The organism is Pseudomonas sp. 43A, from assembly GCF_013363935.1.
In the GTDB taxonomy this organism is placed as follows: domain Bacteria; phylum Pseudomonadota; class Gammaproteobacteria; order Pseudomonadales; family Pseudomonadaceae; genus Aquipseudomonas; species Aquipseudomonas crudilactis.
Genome location: NZ_CP054880.1, coordinates 4,189,627 through 4,206,031 on the forward strand (window position 1 = coordinate 4,189,627; position 16,405 = coordinate 4,206,031).

The 16,405-nt window shown below is 60.7% G+C and carries 12 protein-coding genes and 2 riboswitches; of the genes, 1 reads left to right on the plus strand and 11 read right to left on the minus strand.

Translation table 11 applies throughout. From position 1 onward, the window contains the following. Positions 1–175: 175 nt before the first annotated feature. The 5 genes from HUW52_RS18285 to HUW52_RS18305 are packed head-to-tail and all read right to left on the minus strand — an operon-like array spanning position 176 to position 3,618. The gene (locus HUW52_RS18285) at positions 176–565 is read right to left on the minus strand and encodes a RidA family protein (RefSeq protein WP_016984340.1); all 390 of its coding nucleotides are present in this window, start codon (positions 563–565) and stop codon (positions 176–178) included. A 30-nt stretch (positions 566–595) separates the two neighbouring features. Then, positions 596–1,387, minus strand: coding sequence for an amino acid ABC transporter ATP-binding protein (locus HUW52_RS18290; protein ID WP_175554476.1), 792 nt, complete (start codon positions 1,385–1,387; stop codon positions 596–598). Beyond that, positions 1,384–2,046, minus strand: coding sequence for an amino acid ABC transporter permease (locus HUW52_RS18295; RefSeq protein WP_016984341.1), 663 nt, complete (start codon positions 2,044–2,046; stop codon positions 1,384–1,386). The genes HUW52_RS18290 and HUW52_RS18295 overlap by 4 nt, the downstream gene beginning before the upstream one ends. 9 nt (positions 2,047–2,055) lie before the next feature. Further along, positions 2,056–2,718, minus strand: coding sequence for an amino acid ABC transporter permease (locus HUW52_RS18300; RefSeq protein WP_003225455.1), 663 nt, complete (start codon positions 2,716–2,718; stop codon positions 2,056–2,058). 51 nt (positions 2,719–2,769) lie between these two features. Further along, positions 2,770–3,618 (minus strand): transporter substrate-binding domain-containing protein, encoded by an 849-nt coding sequence (locus HUW52_RS18305; RefSeq protein WP_064117896.1) that lies wholly within the window; start codon positions 3,616–3,618, stop codon positions 2,770–2,772. 337 nt (positions 3,619–3,955) lie between these two features. Here HUW52_RS18305 and HUW52_RS18310 point away from each other — a divergent pair, with 337 nt between their 5' ends. Then, positions 3,956–4,387: a co-chaperone YbbN gene (locus tag HUW52_RS18310; protein WP_175554477.1), complete on the plus strand. Its 432-nt coding sequence runs from the start codon at positions 3,956–3,958 to the stop codon at positions 4,385–4,387. A 158-nt stretch (positions 4,388–4,545) separates the two neighbouring features. Here HUW52_RS18310 and HUW52_RS18315 read toward each other — a convergent pair whose 3' ends face one another. The 6 genes from HUW52_RS18315 to cobW all read right to left on the minus strand — a co-directional run bounded on the left by HUW52_RS18315 (position 4,546) and on the right by cobW (position 15,026). Further along, on the minus strand, positions 4,546–6,105 hold the full coding sequence (locus tag HUW52_RS18315) for a TerC family protein (protein ID WP_175554478.1): 1,560 nt from the start codon (positions 6,103–6,105) through the stop codon (positions 4,546–4,548). A gap of 286 nt (positions 6,106–6,391) precedes the next feature. Further along, positions 6,392–8,035: a phospholipase D-like domain-containing protein gene (locus tag HUW52_RS18320; RefSeq protein WP_175554479.1), complete on the minus strand. Its 1,644-nt coding sequence runs from the start codon at positions 8,033–8,035 to the stop codon at positions 6,392–6,394. 174 nt (positions 8,036–8,209) lie between these two features. Then, positions 8,210–8,821, minus strand: coding sequence for a VWA domain-containing protein (locus HUW52_RS18325; RefSeq protein WP_371929262.1), 612 nt, complete (start codon positions 8,819–8,821; stop codon positions 8,210–8,212). A gap of 53 nt (positions 8,822–8,874) precedes the next feature. Then, positions 8,875–9,876: an ATP-binding protein gene (locus HUW52_RS18330; protein ID WP_016984347.1), complete on the minus strand. Its 1,002-nt coding sequence runs from the start codon at positions 9,874–9,876 to the stop codon at positions 8,875–8,877. Between the two features lie 224 nt (positions 9,877–10,100). After that, positions 10,101–13,949: a cobaltochelatase subunit CobN gene (gene cobN / locus HUW52_RS18335; protein WP_175554480.1), complete on the minus strand. Its 3,849-nt coding sequence runs from the start codon at positions 13,947–13,949 to the stop codon at positions 10,101–10,103. 3 nt (positions 13,950–13,952) lie between these two features. Continuing rightward, entirely contained in the window at positions 13,953–15,026 is a 1,074-nt protein-coding gene (gene cobW, locus HUW52_RS18340) for a cobalamin biosynthesis protein CobW (protein WP_150709133.1), read from the minus strand. Between the two features lie 98 nt (positions 15,027–15,124). Further along, positions 15,125–15,337: riboswitch (cobalamin riboswitch) on the minus strand. 818 nt (positions 15,338–16,155) lie between these two features. Then, a riboswitch (cobalamin riboswitch) is annotated at positions 16,156–16,378 on the plus strand. Positions 16,379–16,405: the final 27 nt, after the last annotated feature.

The window sequence follows — 16,405 nt, forward strand, 5'->3', positions numbered from 1 at the left end:
GTGTCAGTTGGATTGCTGCCCTCACCCCCCGCCCTCTCCCAGAGGGAGAGGGAGCCTGACTGTATCGATGCACATGTTGTGATCAGCCGCCAAAACCTGCATCGATAGAGATCAGTCCCTCTCCCTTGGGAGAGGATTAGGGTGAGGGGCTGCGGCCTAGGCAACGCAGCAATTTTCAAACCTTTTTCTTGTACGCGATGCAGTCGATCTCGACCTTGCAATCCACCATCATGCTCGCCTGCACACACGCCCGCGCCGGTGCGTGCTCGGGCTTGAAGTACTCGCCAAAGACCTTGTTGAAACTGCTGAAATCCCGTGGATCGTCCAGCCACACACCCGCCCGCACGACATCTTCCAGGCCATAACCGGCCTCTTCGAGAATCGCGATCAGGTTCTTCATGGTCTGGTGGGTCTGTTCGACGATGCCGCCGACAATGATCTCGCCATCCACTGCCGGTACCTGGCCGGACACATGCAGCCAGCCATCCGCTTCAACAGCGCGAGCGAATGGCCGTGGCTGGCCGCCAGCGGCAGTGCTGCCGGTGCCGTAACGCGTAATGCTCATGGGTGTTTCTCCTGATTTGAAAACGCAAGATTAAAACCGCGTGCTTTTCAGAAACTCAGCCAGACGCGGCGATTGCGGGCGTTCGAACAGTTCCTTGGGAGGCCCCTGCTCTTCGATCCGCCCCTGATTCATGAAAACGATCTTGTCCGAGACCTCGAAGGCAAAACGCATCTCGTGGGTCACCAGCAACATGGTCATGCCGTCTTCGGCCAGACCCTTGATCACGTTGAGTACTTCGCCGACCAGCTCCGGGTCGAGGGCCGAGGTGACCTCATCGAACAGCATCAAACTTGGGTTCATCGCAATGGCGCGGGCAATCGCCACGCGCTGTTGCTGACCACCGGACAACTGACCGGGAAAGTGATTGCGCCGCTCCAGCAAGCCGACGCGCTCCAGCCACTTTTCCGCGAGGACGACGGCTTCGTCCTTGTGCATTTTCTTCACCTTGAGCAAGCCCAGGGTGACGTTCTGCAACGCGGTCAAATGCGGGAACAGATTGAATTGCTGAAAGGCCATGCCGGTCATCGCGCGATGGCGGGCGATGACTTTTTCCGCATGCCGCACACGCTTGCCATTGACCTCGTCATAGCCGATCGATTCACCGTCGAGCAGGATCTGCCCGCCCTGGAATTCTTCGAGCATGTTCACGCAACGCAGCAGCGTGGTCTTGCCCGAACCGCTGGAACCGATCAGCGTGACCACGTTGCCGCGCTGCATGCTCAGGTCGACACCCTTGAGCACCTCGACCGCGCCGTACTGTTTATGCAGGCCACGGATGTCCAGCAATGCCTGATTCTTAGGGGAAACTTGAGCTTGAGTCATGGCAGTGCCACCCGCTTTTCAATGTGCCGGCCGAGTAATTCGATGCCGTAGTTGATGACGAAGAACAGAAAACCGGCGAACAGGTAGAACTCCAGGGTCATGAAGTTCCGGGCGATGATCTGTTGCGTGCTGAGGAGCAATTCGGCGACGCCGATCACCGAGAGCAAGGTCGAGGCCTTGACGATTTCCGTGGACGAGTTGACCCAGGTCGGCAGGATCTGCCGCAGTGCCTGGGGCAACAGCACGTAACCGAGCGATTGGTAAAACGTCAGGCCGATGGCCTGGCTCGCCTCCATCTGCCCACGCGGCAAGGCTTGCAGCGCGCCGCGGACAATCTCGGCAACGTGCGAGCCGCAGAACAGCGTCAGGCCCAAGGCGCCGGCCTGAAACGCGCTGATCTGCCAGCCCAGCGCCGGCGCCATATAGAAGCAGGCCAGCACCAGCACAAACACCGGCGTGCCGCGAATCAGGTCGACATAGAAGCGAAACGGCGCGCGCATCCAGAACTTGCCGTACGTCAGCACCAGACCGGCCACCACGCCGAGCATTGTGCCGAGCAGAATCGCCAGCGCCGACACTTGCACGCTGGTCAGAAAGCCCTGCCACAGCGGTTCGCGCGCGATCCACAATTCATGTAACCAACTGGGAGATTCGTACATCGCAGCCTCCTATCGGCGGATCGCCAAACGCTGCTCGAGGTAACGCAGCAGCATGGCAATGAGGTAACAGGCCGCGACATACAACGCCGTGGTCACCAGCCAGGTTTCAATCACCCGGTAGCTTTCGACGTTGATCTTGCGCGCGTAATAGGTCAGCTCCGGCACCGCAATCGCGGCGGCCAGCGAGGTGTCCTTGAACAGCGAAATGAAGTTGTTCGACAGCGCCGGCAGCACGTTGCGCAGCATCACCGGCACGGTGACGTAAGCCTTGACCTGCCACTCGCCGAGACCGATGGCCAGCCCGGCCTCACGCTGTCCTTTTGGAATGCTCAGCAAACCGCCACGGAACACTTCGGTCAGGTACGCCCCGGCATACAGTGACAGCGTGATGATGAACGACGGAATCTTGTCCAGCCGAATCCCCAGGCTCGGCAACGCAAAGTAGATCAACAGAATCAACACCAGAATCGGCGTGTTACGCACCACCGTGACGTATACCGAGGCCAGCACCCGCAAAGCGCGATGCTTTGAAAGCAAGGCAAACGCCATCAGCAGGCCGATCACGCAGCCGATCGCGATCGACACCAGCGCCAGTTCAAGACCCAGACCGAGCCCCGCCAGCAAGGTGTCGAAATCGCGCCACACGGCGGCAAAGTTCAACTGATAGTTCATGGTCAGCAGTACCTTGAGCGGGGCAACGTGCATCGCCCCACTCTCACGGGATCATTTGAATTCGACTGGGAAACCGATGGCTGGGGAAGGCAGATCTACGCCGAACCATTGTTTGAACGAGGCGGCGTAGGTCGGGAATTCCACGCCGGTCATGGCTTCATGCAACGCCGTGTTGACGAAATTCAGCCAATCCTGATCGCCGCGTTTAACCGCACACGCGTACGTTTGCGGGCTCCACGCATAGGTCGGGCTGCGGTAGCGGCCAGGGTTCTGCACCATCAGGTATTTGACCGAAGACTGGTCGGTGGCGGCGGCATCGGCGCGACCGGAGTTCACCGCCTGATACATCAGATCAACGCTGTCGTACTGATCGACCTTGGCTTTCGGCAATGCCTGATGCACCAGCTCTTCGGCGTAAACGTTTTGCAGCACCGCCACGGTGACGCTGTCGCCGGCGGCTTGCAGGTCTTCGATTTCCTTGTACTTGCTGTTGTTCGGCAGCAGCAGGCCGACGCCCTCGCGGTAGTACGGCAGGGTGAACGCCACTTGCTGCGCGCGGCTGGCGGTAACGGTGATGAATTGGCAGCTCATGTCGACTTTGTCGGTGAGCAGATTGGGAATCCGCGCATCGGACGACTGCACCACGAACTCGACCTTGCTCGGGTCGTTGAACAGACCCTTGGCGACGATCCTGGCGATGTCGATATCAAAACCCTGCAACTTGCCGTCCGCGCCCTGGAAGTGCCACGGCGCATTGGTGCTGCCGGTGCCCACGATCAACTTGCCACGGGCCAGAACACTGTCGAGCTTGCTGTCGGCTGCCTGGGCCATACCCATGACAGCGGACGAAGCCGCAAGAACAAAAACACACGCTTTGAACAACGAAGGACGGCGATGCATGGCAAGCACTCCAGAATGGTGTTTATTCCGCTATACCGGAACACGGTTTGTTACTACGGAATAGACAGCAGAAAGTGTGCCACAGGATCGGATGAGAATCTGCAGAAGATCTAAATGTTTTCGAAATCAAAGAGATGCAGTAAGGGACAGTCGCGTTGTTACCAAGAGCGCGATTAATACACGCTACCGTTGGCCACACACTCCGGGTATTCGCGCCACATTTCGGGGCGCATGGCACAAATCCAGGCGGGTTACACCTGTCAACTCTGACAGTAGGCGCATGGCTTGCACTGGATTACCGTCTATAGGTGTTGCTGCACTCGAAAAGGAGATTCTCATGAACGCGAATATCCCTCTCTCCACGTTGGCCCCCACCTACCGCAAAGCCCTGCAAACCTGGCGCCCGGTAATCCTGTATTTCGCCAACGAACATTGCCCCGCCTGCGAGTGGGCCGGGCCGATTTTTCGTCAGACGGCCGAGCCGTATCGGCATCGCGCCAATATCTACATGCTCAAAACCAGCGAGTCCCCGCGCCATCCACTGGTCACCGGGACACCCACCGTGCTGTTTTACAAGAACGGCAGACTGGTGAAAAAACTCAAAGGCATCGGCACGGAAGAAACCCTCGCACGGGATTTCGCCGAGCACGTCGGCAAGACCAAAGCGCCCACTGCGCTGCGCAAGCGAACGCATGATCTGCCCTGGTTGCGTCAGACACTTCGTACTTTGCGCACCGTTGCCCGTGCGCGCCTGCGGAACCTGTGTTGAACATGCGTACTGAACAACTACACTTTTCATCAGTGAATACTGCGGTGCCTGAGCCCAAGCATTCGCGAACAGGCTCGCTCCCACATTTGAAACGCGTTCCAATGTGGGAGCGAGCCTGCTCGCGAAGAGGCCGGCACAGTTAGTAGAGAACGCAAGTATTACGCGGCAGCACGCACCAACAACACCCGCGTCACACGCCGTTCCTCAACGGCTTTGACCGTCATGTGCCAGCCTTCAAGTTCCAGACGATCACCGATCACCGGCAGTCGATCCAGCAGGCTCATCACCAACCCGGCCATGGTCTGATAGTCCTCGGTGGGTTCAGCGCCAAACCCGATGCGTTGACGCACCCGCGCCAGGTTCAGCGCACCGCTGACCATAAACCCGCCCTGCTCCTCAATCACATCCGGGCCTTCGACTTCGCTGGCATCCGGCAGCTCGCCGGCAATCGACTCAAGGATGTCGGTCATGGTCAACACACCGACAAAATCACCGAATTCGTTGACCACAAAGGCAATGTGCGTCGAGGCCGCGCGCATCTGCTCCAGTGCGTTGAGGATCGAATAACTGTCGAGCAGGTTGATGGTCTTGCGCGCCAAGTGCTCCAGATTCGGCTCGGTGCCGGCCAGGTACTCCTTAAGCAATTCCTTCTTGTGCACGAAGCCCAACGGCTCATCCACCGCACCATTACGAATCAACGGCAGCCGCGAGTAGGACGAATGCATCAAACGGGTACGAATCGCCTCGCGGTCATCGGCCAGATCAATCGTGTCGACATCGGCACGCACGGTCATCAGCCCGCGAATCGGGCGCTCGGCCAGTTGCAGCACGCCGCTGATCATCACCCGTTCGCGACGGTCGAACAGCTCCGCGCTTGGCGCGTCACCATTGTCCAGCAGATCGGATATCTCCTCACCGACTTCTTCCACCGCCAGCTTGCGACCGCCCAGCAAACGCATGACCGCGTGCGCTGTGCGCTCGCGCATCGGTCGCAAACCCTGCATCGAGCGCTTGCGCCGGGCCCTGGCGATCTGGTTGAACACCTCGATCAGAATCGAGAAGCCGATGGCGGCATACAGATAGCCTTTCGGAATGTGGAAGCCCAGACCTTCGGCGGTCAGGGCAAAACCGATCATCATCAGGAAACCCAGACACAGCATGATCACCGTCGGGTGCGCGTTGACGAAGCGCGTCAGCGGCTTGCTGGCGACAATCATCAAGCCGATCGAGATGATCACCGCGATCATCATCACCGCCAGTTCATCGACCATACCGACGGCGGTGATCACAGCATCCAGCGAGAACACCGCGTCGAGCACCACAATCTGCGCAACGATCGGCCAGAACATCGCATAAGCGCTGTTGGTCGTGCGTTCGCCGACATGGCCTTCAAGACGCTCGTGCAATTCCATGGTGGCCTTGAACAACAGGAACACACCACCGAACAGCATGATCAGGTCACGGCCGGAGAAGCTCTTGTCGAACACCTCGAACAACGGCTGCGTGAGGGTCACCAGCCAGGAAATACTCGCCAACAGGCCCAAACGCATGATCAGCGCCAGCGACAGGCCGATAATCCGTGCACGGTCACGCTGATGCGGCGGCAGTTTATCCGCGAGGATTGCAATGAACACCAGGTTGTCGATACCCAGCACCAGTTCCAGCACGATCAAAGTCAACAGGCCTAACCAGGCTGTGGGATCCGCTAACCATTCCATAAAACGTCTCTATCTCTCTCGGTTAATTCAGGCTGCCGGACACGGCAAAGCGCAACGCGAAGGCTCTGGAGCCGCGTTAGCAACGATAGTCGGATGTCGGAAAACTGGATGTTGCGAGTGCGTCAAGACCGCGCCGTGGCGCAAGGGGAAGGTGCGACTGGGAGGCTCCGAGAGGGTGTTCATATAGATCCTGAATGAAAAATGGCCTTGGAGCGTACAGGCTTTGGTAACATTTCCTACAGCTGGAAATCATTTCAAAATCTGTAACAGCTCCTACCGTACGGTGTCAGCGGCCGGCAAAACGCAACCGCGACAACTGCCGCAAATCCCCTTCGACGTAGTAATCGTTGGTCCAACTGTCATCCACGGCCAACGGACTCACCTGCTTCAACGCCAGCTTCTTCGCGAAATAACGAAACCGGTAATGCTCGTAGAACCGCAGCAACTCCAGGCCATAACGATCCGCCAGATCGCTGTCGCCACGAATGATCAGGTAGTTTTCGTCATTGCCGTTACTGGCCGAAGCGCTGAGGTTGTGGCTACCGCTGATGATGGTCGGCGCGTCCGTGGTGAAGTCGGTGACCACCGCTTTGGTGTGCACCAGCAGATTGCCTTTCTGGCCTTTCATGTTCTCGCGCAGCCAGCCTTCCAGCCCGGTGTTGAGCAATGCGGTGGCGGCGAATTCGGCGCTGCGGTCGGCGTGGAAACCGCTGATGCGGCTGGCAGTGTTTTGCAGGCCATAACGCAAAATGTCGTCGTGAGGCTGGCCGAGCAAGGCGTTGAGAATTGCGTCGGGCAGCGAGAATGCCGTGACGAACAGCACGTCTTTTTTCGCTGCGCCGATGATCCGCACGAATTCTTGTAGATCGGCCCCGCCGGTACGCGGTGAAAACCCGGCGAACAAAGGTTGCTGCGGATTCATCGGATTGTGTTCGGTGATCCAGTCACGGGTTGCACCGACGTCGTCCGGGCGCGCCCAGATTTGCTCAAACGTTTGCAGATAACTGGCAGCAATCGATTCATCGTCCAGCACATGCACCACGTTGGCCTGACGATAGATCCCGTTGGCGGTGAAGTTGGTACTGCCACACAGCACCGCTGCAGGCTGATGCTCGCCGCCGTCGACGCGACTCAGAACGATGAATTTATTGTGAAAAATGTTATGGGTTACCCGTCCGCATTTGCTCGCGAGCGGCAGCGCCGCCAGACTCGCTTGGTTGATCGTGGTGTCTTCGTCGTCCGGCCGGGCGTGATACAGCACCCGCACCGTTACGCCCCGCGCGAACGCCGCATTCACCGCATCGACAATCGCCTGTAACTGGTATTCGTAGATGGCAATGTCCAGCGCCCATTGCTGATCGACGGCGCGCTCGATAAAACCCAGCAAGCGCCCGAGCAAGCCGTTTTCCAGCCACTGTCGCGCGGCATCGGGCCAGGCTTCGATGGGCATGTTTTTATTGGCGCTGATCTGCGCGTCGAGATCGGGAAACTTGCGCTGGAACGCCTGACTGGCGGCAACGGCGCGATTGAATATCACGCTTTGGTTGCTTGGCTGACCGTCATCGGAAGTGATCGTCAGCTCCAGCGATTCGCCCAACTGCACGGCATCCGCCGAGCCGTAGGCCAGGTGCACACGATAGTGAAGAGTCATGCCCGGATTGACCGCGTAATCGGCCCAGCGGAATTTCTGCAGCGGCGCGGTATCGCTCGGTGTGGCGTGGAACTGGGGAAACGTGTGCGCCTTGCCGGGGAACGTCAGGCTGTTGAACAGAAACAACGAGGGTTTGGCGCCCTGCTGCTTTTCGATGGCGAAACCCAACAGGCCTTTGCGGCGGGGCTCGGCCAGATCCATGGCCAGCAGCACGCCGTTGGTACCGGCGTAGGCTTTGACGCGGAAATCGTCCGCGGGATTTTTGACCAGTACGCGCATCGCTCACTCCTTGTGATTGGGCTGGGTGCAGCATAGAGCAGGGATGCAGGTTTTGAGTGTTCGGCTCGAGACCGGATCGATGCAATCGCGAGCAGGCTCACTCCTACAAGGGAACGTATTCCAAATGTAGGAGTGAGCCTGCTCGCGATGAGGCCCGACCATACACAGAAGGTATCAGAGAGAAATCAGCTCATCGATATGTCGATACTCTGATCCCAGCGCCTCAGCCAGATCCCGCGCCCGGCCCAACCGGATCGGCCCGCGCTCGATATCGATCAACAACCCCGGGCACCCCAGCGCCGGCAATCCCGACCACTGTTTCAAACGCCCATCGGTCACCACCAGCAACCGCTGCTGCTCTGCGGGAAAACGCTTGCGTCGCAGCGCCAGCCATTGCTCGGCCTGCACCAGTGCCGCCAATAACGGCGTGCCGCCGCCGGCACCCAATGCCTCCAGCCAGGTACGCAAACCGCTGGATGCCTTCAACCCCTGCACCTGCCATCTCGGCGCCGAACCACTGGCAGTCAGCAATGCCAGCCGCGCACGCTGGCGGTAAGCGTCATCGAACAGTTGCGCGAGCAGCCCTTTGGCATCGCTCAAAGCCTGATGACGCCGCGTCGAGGCTGAAGCGTCGACGATCACCAGCCACAGCTCATGCGGCGAGCGCGTACGCAGTTGAAACAGCAGATCTTCACGGACCCGAGGACGTCCATTGAGCAACGTGCCCGGCCAGTTCACCGTGCCACTGCGGGCGGCATGACGTTTGCCCTGGCGTCCGTTGTCCAGCCGTCCGGCGCGGGGTCTGGCATTCGCCCCCGCATCGGATCGGGGGCGAATGCCTAAGGCTTTTTTGGCCAGCTCGGCACTTCACGGCGAGCGCCGGTGGCAAGCGCGGGCGCCGGCATGTCGCCCCACTGGCCCTGCCCTTCACTCGACGAGGCTTGAGTCTCGGCCGGCGACTGAGCCGGTTGTTGCGGACTCGAAGGCGCTTGCTCACGGCGACGATGGCGCAGGGCAAACTCGGCCACGGCGTCAATATCTTCTTCGCCAATCTGCTCAGCTCCGCGCCATGCCGCGTGGGCACGCGCCGCGCGCAACCAGACCAGGTCGGCACGCAGACCATCGACTCCGGCGGCGAAACAACGCTCGGTGATCTGTGCCAGTGCGGCATCGTCCAGCGCAATATTGGCCAAGGCGCCGCGAGCGTGTTCGCAACGCGCGCGCAGGTTTTGTTGTTCGGTTTCCCACTGTGCGCAGAACGCTTGCGGGTTGCTGTCGAAATCCAGCCGCCGACGAATGATTTGCCCGCGTTCGGTCGGTGCGGTGTGGCCACTGAGGGCGACGTTCAGGCCGAAGCGGTCGAGCAACTGCGGACGCAACTCGCCCTCTTCCGGGTTCATCGTGCCGATCAACACGAACTTCGCCGAATGCCGATGGGAAATACCGTCGCGCTCGATCAGGTTGGTGCCGCTGGCGGCAACGTCGAGCAGCAGATCCACCAAATGATCGGGCAGCAGATTGACTTCATCGACGTAGAGCACACCGCCGTCAGCCTTGGCCAGTACGCCTGGCGAAAACTGTGCGCGGCCCTCGCTGAGGGCCGCGTCGAGGTCAAGGGTGCCGACCAGACGTTCTTCGGTGGCGCCGAGCGGCAAGGTGACGAATTGACCGCTGGCGAGCAGATCGGCCAGGCCACGGGCCAGGGTGGACTTGGCCATGCCTCGCGGGCCTTCGATCAGCACGCCACCGATTTTCGGGTCGATGGCGGTGAGGCACAGGGCGAGTTTCAAGTCATCGGCGCCGACCACGGCGGAGAGCGGGAAATGTGGGATGTCGGTCATTTTGGTTTTCTCTGTCGTGGTCGTGGGTGTGTTTCAGTGTTGTCGGGGGCCAGTCGGGGTGGCCCTCACCCTAGCCCTCTCCAAGAGGGAGAGGGAACTGACCGAGTTGTTCTGGCGAGTTACGCCGACCTGATATATCGAGCCGAGCTCAAGTTCTGACAGCAACATGGATCGGCCCCCTCTCCCTCCGGGAGAGGGCTGGGGTGAGGGTAGCTTCTGACCGGTTACATATCTTCCTCAATATCCAGCAGCAGATTCTCCAGCGCTTCTTTATAAGCCCCCGGCTCCTGCCACATCCCCCGCTGCTGCGCCTCAAGCATGCGCTCGGTCATATCCCGCAGCGCGTGCGGATTATGCTCACGAACAAACGCCCGAGTCGCCGGATCCAGCAGATAAGCATCGGCCAGCAAAGCGTACTGGTGGTCATCGATCAACTGCGTCGTCGCATCGAACGCAAACAGGTTATCCACCGTCGCCGCCATTTCGAACGCGCCTTTATAGCCGTGGCGCTTGACCCCGTCGATCCACTTCGGATTGGCCGCCCGCGAGCGGATCACCCGATTCAGTTCTTCTTTAAGGGTACGAATCTTCGGCAGATCCGGTTGGCTGTGATCGCCGTGATAACTGGCCGCCGCTTCGCCACGCAGGGTTTCCACAGCAGCAAGCATGCCGCCCTGGAATTGGTAGTAGTCGTTGGAATCGAGCAAGTCGTGCTCGCGATTGTCCTGATTCTGCAGCACCGCTTGCACCTGACTCAGGCGCTGGACGAATTGTTCACGGGCGGCCGTGCCTTCGTCGGAACCGCCATAGGCGTAAGCGCCCCAGTTCAGGTAAACCTCGGCGAGATCCTCGCGGCTCTGCCACAAGCGACCGTCGATGGCGCCTTGCACGCCCGCGCCGTAGGCACCGGGTTTGGCGCCGAAGATCCGCCAACCGGCCTGACGCCGCGCCGTTTCTTCATCAAGACCCGATTGCAGCAGCGACTCGCGCTCGGCGCGCACTTTTGCCGCCAGCGGATTGAGATCGGCCGGCTCGTCCAACGCAGCCACTGCTTGCACCGCGGCGTCGAACAGGCGAATCAGGTTGGCGAAGGCATCGCGGAAAAATCCGGAAACCCGCAGCGTGACGTCGACACGCGGACGGTCGAGCAGGCTCAGCGGCAGAATCTCGAAATCATCGACACGCTGACTGCCAGTCGCCCACACCGGACGCACGCCCATCAGCGCCATGGCCTGGGCGATGTCGTCGCCACCGGTGCGCATGGTAGCGGTGCCCCACACGGATAATCCGAGCTGGCGCAGGTGATCACCGTGGTCCTGGAGGTGACGTTCGAGAATCAATGTCGCTGACTGGAAACCGATGCGCCACGCGGTGGTGGTCGGCAAGTTGCGCACGTCGACCGAGTAGAAGTTGCGGCCGGTCGGCAGCACGTCGAGACGGCCACGGCTGGGTGCGCCGCTGGGGCCGGCGGGAACGAAGCGGCCGCAGAGGGCGTCGAGCAGGCCGCGCATTTCGGCGGGGCCGCAGGCATCCAGGCGTGGGGCGACGACTTCGCGCAGCGACTGGATAATCGCATTCACATCAGCCCCCCCCGATCCCTGTGGGAGCGAGCTTGCTCGCGAAAGCTGTGTGTCAGTGAATGAAGTGTTGGCTGACACGACGCCTTCGCGAGCAAGCTCGCTCCCACATGGATCGTGCAGGGCTTGGGAAATCAGCTGTGTGGCAAACAGTTCGAGGCGTTCGCGGGTGTCGCCGGCTGTGCGCCAGGACTCGTCGCTTTGCGATTGCAGCGCCTCGGGACGCGGGCCTGTCCATGGATCGGCCAGCGCACAATCGAGTGGATCGAATCCGAGTTCGAACGCTTTGGCGAGTGCCCGCAATAGGCTTGATTGCGCGCCTTTGCCGTCGCCTCGTGGAATACGCAGAAGCGCCAACAACGTATCGATCCGCAAACGCCCGGTCGGCGACTCGCCAAAAATGTGCAAGCCATCGCGAATCTGCGATTCCTTCAGATCACACAAATAAGTGTCGAGACGCGGCAGCCAGATTGCCGCGTCGGCATCACTGTCCAGCCCGGCATCGAGTTGCAGTTCACGGTCGATCTGCGTATCCCGCACCAGTTGCAGGATGTCGCGCTGCAACTCACGGGCGCGGCGCGGATCGAGCAGTTGCGCTTCGTAATACTCGTCGGCCAACAGTTCCAGATTGCGCAGCGGGCCGTAGGTTTCGGCGCGGGTCAGCGGCGGCATCAAGTGGTCGATGATCACCGCTTGTGTACGCCGCTTGGCCTGAGCGCCCTCGCCCGGGTCATTGACGATAAACGGATAGATATTCGGCAGCGGTCCGAGCAGCGCGTCCGGCCAGCAATTCTCCGAAAGCCCGACGCCTTTGCCCGGTAGCCATTCAAGGTTGCCGTGCTTGCCGACGTGGATCACGCCGTGCGCACCGTAGGTGTTGCGCAACCAGAAATAGAACGCCAGATAAGCGTGCGGCGGTACCAGATCCGGGTCGTGATAGACCGCACTCGGGTCAACCTGATAACCACGCGCCGGTTGAATGCCGACGAAGGTCAGGCCGAAGCGAATGCCGGCGATCATCATGCGCCCGTCGCGGCACATCGGATCGTCTTGCGGCGGGCCCCAGCGTTCGACAACGGCGGCGCGATTGGCCTCGGGCAGCGCGTTGAACATCGTCAGGTAAGCGTCCATCGCCAGACTTTGCTGGCACGGGCGCAAGTCAATCGTGTCGAGATCGTTGCTGACGCCACCGAGCAATTGCTGGATCAACTCGGTGCCGCTGTTCGGCAGTTCTGGCGTTATCGGATAACCCTCAACCTGCAAAGCACGCAGGATATTCAGCGCCGCTGCCGGCGTGTCGAGACCGACGCCGTTGCCGATGCGTCCGTCGCGGGTCGGGTAGTTGGCGAGAATGAGCGCGATGCGTTTTTCGCCATTTGGCACCCGCGCCAGATTGATCCAGCGCCGCGCCAGTTCCGCGACAAAATCCATGCGCTCGGGTTGCGCGCGATAGCAGACCACATCGGACTGACTGCGCTCGCTGCGCCAGGCCAGATCCTTGAAGCTGATCGGTCGGCTGATGATGCGTCCGTCGAGTTCCGGCAAGGCAATATGCATCGCCAGATCGCGCGGGCCAAGGCCCTGCTGGCTGTCACGCCAGCCGGGCTCGTTGTCCTGCGCACAGATCGCCTGAATCACCGGAATGTTGCGGCGAAACGGCCGCAGGTGCGGGGCCTCAGGGCTGGACTGGGCGAACCCGGTGGTGTTGAGAATCACCCCAGCCTCCACTTCGTCCAGCCAATCCTCGACCACCGTCAGGCAGCCGGGCTCTTTCAAACTGGCCACGGCGATCGGCAGCGGATTCAGCCCCGCCGCCTGCAAGCGCAGGCAGAACACATCGATGAACGCGGTGTTCGCCGCTTGCAGGTGCGAGCGGTAAAACAGCACCGCCGCCACCGGGTTTTCCGGCAGCCATTCGGCTTGCCAGTCGCCCAGTGCGGCGGTGGTTTTGTTCGGGTGGTAAATCGCCGTGCGCGGCAGGGTTTGCGGCTCTTCCCAAGCGTAATCGCGAGCGAGCCAACGATCAGCCAGGCAGCGGAAAAAATCCAGCGCATTACCCAGGCCGCCCTGGCGCAAGAACTGCCAGAGGCGGTCGCGATCTTCGGCATTGACGGTGCTCAAGTCGCTGAGCTCCGGATCGGGACGGTCATCGCCCGGCACCAGAATCACCTGCACACCGCGCTCGGCCAACTCGACCAAGCGCTCGACGCCATAGCGCCAATAGGCGATGCCACCGTGCAGCGAAATCAGGATCACCTTGGCGTGGCGCAGCACTTCATCGACGTACAGATCGACCGAGGCGTGATTCTGCACCTGCATCGGATTGGCCAGACGCAGGCTTGGATAATCCTCAGGCAACTGCTGCGCGGCTTCGGCGAGCAGCGCCAGGCTGGAGTCGCCGCTGCACAGGATCACCAGCTCGGCGGGGGTTTGTCCAAGGTCGGCAATGTTGTCATCCGAGACGAAACCGCCGGGCTGGGTCCTGAGCAGGTGCATGATTTAAACGCTGAGCGCGGCGCGCAGTTGCGCTTCGAGTTGCGCGGCGTCGAGTTGCTGGCCGATCAATACCAGACGGGTAACGCGCGCTTCTTCGGCGCCCCACTGACGGTCGAAGTGCTTGTCAAAACGCGTGCCCACGCCCTGGATCAACAGGCGCATCGGCTTGTTCGGAATCGCCGCGAAACCTTTGACACGCAGGATGCCGTGCTTGACCACCAATTGCGTCAGGGCGTCGAGCAGCAGGCTTTCATCAGCTTGCGGCAGTTCGATGGAGATCGAATCGAAGGCGTCGTGATCGTGGTCATCGTGGTCGTCATCGCCTTCACCGTGGTGATGATCATGGTGGCTGTGGCGACTGTCGATGTGTTCTTCGGAACCGGCGCCGAGGCCGATCAGCACGTCCAGCGGCAGGCGACCGTTGCTGGCTTCGATGATTTTGACGGCGGGCGGCAATTCTTCGGCGACTTCTGCACGAACGCGAGCGAGGTCTTCCGGGCTGGTCTGGTCGGCCTTGTTGAGGATGACCAGATCGGCGCTGGCCAGTTGGTCGGCGAACAACTCGTGCAGCGGCGACTCGTGATCGAGGTTCGGGTCGAGTTTGCGCTGCGCATCGACCTGATCCGGGAACGCGGCAAAGGTGCCAGCGGCCACGGCCGGGCTGTCGACCACGGTGATCACCGCGTCAACGGTGCAGGCGCTGCGGATTTCCGGCCACTGGAAGGCTTGCACCAGCGGTTTTGGCAGGGCCAGGCCCGAGGTTTCGATGAGGATGTGGTCGAGATCGCCACGACGGGCGACCAGTTCGCGCATCACCGGGAAAAATTCTTCCTGAACGGTGCAGCACAGGCAGCCGTTGGCCAATTCGTAAACGCGGCCGGTGGCTTCTTCTTCGGTGCAGCCGATGGTGCATTGCTTGAGGATTTCACCGTCGATGCCCAACTCGCCGAACTCGTTGACGATCACCGCGATGCGACGGCCCTGAGCGTTGTCGAGCATGTGCCGCAGCAATGTAGTTTTGCCCGAGCCGAGGAAGCCGGTGACGATGGTGACGGGGAGTTTGGCCAGTGTTTTCATCGGTATGCCCTTTGGCAAGCGGCGGGCATACGGGACGAGAACCGGCAACGCGCGTGCGCGCCGGAAGCGTTCGCCACCGGATCACCCCGCCCGGTTGTAGTGAGAATCTGTGTCGAGGCAGGTCTCCTGGCTGACGGTGTTCAGGCGTGGGGCCTGGCGTTTGCTGCGCCTTCCCGCTGGCTCATAGATTGAGCTGGCAGTGGCGTGGCAGCGAACATCACCGTTCACAGTTGCGGGGGCAGCCGCGGCATTGACCGCGTTCCCTTCTTAGCTTCGGCGTGGGCCGAAGAACCTCGAAAGCGCAAGGCTACGCATGGTGTGGTTTTGGGTCAATGCTTTGGGGGTTTTGGATTGGGGGCATATCCGTTGCTGCGGGTGCTGCTTCTGGCGGTTTCGCTCTTACAGCGAGTCACCTTTTCCAAACGCCGAAAAGGTAACCCAAAAGGCTTTGCCCCGGCGTACGGCACTTCGCTGAGGCTCAGTGTTCCCTCGCTACGGTGTCCATCCGGGGGCATCGCCTACGGTTTGCTTCGCTGCACCTCCTCTCGATGAATGCGGCTGCGCCGCACGGCGCTGCGCGCCTAACCCCCGGATGAACACCTCCGCTCGGCCTGCCGAAGGGGCAAAAAAGCCAGATCAAAAGCCGGATCAAAAGCCCCTCACCCTAGCCCTCTCCCGGAGGGAGAGGGGACTGATCGAGTTGTTTGGGCGAGGGACGCCGACGTGCGATATCGCGTTGAACTCAGATTCTGAAAAGCTCACAAATCGGCTCCCTCTCCCTCGGGAGAGGGCTGGGGTGAGGGGCAGCAATAACGCAAATCAAAAGCCGAACACCCACGCTCTTCACCACTCAATAGGCCGAGTGTCAGCTCGCCTGCTCTTGATCTTGATCCACGGGCGACGTCGGAAGGCTTCGTTCCGGGATTGATCCGGGCGTGGGAGCGCAACCAAACACAGCGAGAGGAGGTGCAGCGAAGCAAACCGTAGGCGCTGCGCCCGGATCGATCCCGCAGCGAAGGAACTCCGAGCTTTAGCGAGCGGGCCGAACGTCAGGGCGGAACCCTAACAAGCCGTTACCGCAGCAACGGATCCACCCACAAAATTGACTAAAATCCCCGCCTCATGCTCTCCTACACAACTTGTTACGGGTGCCCTTCACAGGGTGAAACGGGAAACCGGTGAATCATGTGCTTTACTCAAGCCCATGTCAGTCCGGTGCTGCCCCCGCAACGGTAAGCGAGCGAAGCGTCAAAACCACTGTGCCAACAAGGCATGGGAAGGTGACGCTTGCAGGTCGGCCTGACGCCAACCCCTCGTGAGCCCGGAGACCGGCCCGCAACACACAGCCCGCACCTTGTGCGTCGCTGAACATAACAAAC

Bases quoted from the DNA above. Each gene is read 5' to 3' on its own strand.
- HUW52_RS18315 (WP_175554478.1), bottom strand. From the start codon at position 6,105: ATGGAATGGTTAGCGGATCCCACAGCCTGGTTAGGCCTGTTGACTTTG.
- HUW52_RS18285 (WP_016984340.1), bottom strand. From the start codon at position 565: ATGAGCATTACGCGTTACGGCACCGGCAGCACTGCCGCTGGCGGCCAG.
- HUW52_RS18300 (WP_003225455.1), bottom strand. From the start codon at position 2,718: ATGAACTATCAGTTGAACTTTGCCGCCGTGTGGCGCGATTTCGACACC.
- HUW52_RS18310 (WP_175554477.1), top strand. From the start codon at position 3,956: ATGAACGCGAATATCCCTCTCTCCACGTTGGCCCCCACCTACCGCAAA.
- HUW52_RS18290 (WP_175554476.1), bottom strand. From the start codon at position 1,387: ATGACTCAAGCTCAAGTTTCCCCTAAGAATCAGGCATTGCTGGACATC.
- HUW52_RS18320 (WP_175554479.1), bottom strand. From the start codon at position 8,035: ATGCGCGTACTGGTCAAAAATCCCGCGGACGATTTCCGCGTCAAAGCC.
- cobW (WP_150709133.1), bottom strand. From the start codon at position 15,026: ATGAAAACACTGGCCAAACTCCCCGTCACCATCGTCACCGGCTTCCTC.
- HUW52_RS18305 (WP_064117896.1), bottom strand. From the start codon at position 3,618: ATGCATCGCCGTCCTTCGTTGTTCAAAGCGTGTGTTTTTGTTCTTGCG.
- cobN (WP_175554480.1), bottom strand. From the start codon at position 13,949: ATGCACCTGCTCAGGACCCAGCCCGGCGGTTTCGTCTCGGATGACAAC.
- HUW52_RS18330 (WP_016984347.1), bottom strand. From the start codon at position 9,876: ATGACCGACATCCCACATTTCCCGCTCTCCGCCGTGGTCGGCGCCGAT.
- HUW52_RS18295 (WP_016984341.1), bottom strand. From the start codon at position 2,046: ATGTACGAATCTCCCAGTTGGTTACATGAATTGTGGATCGCGCGCGAA.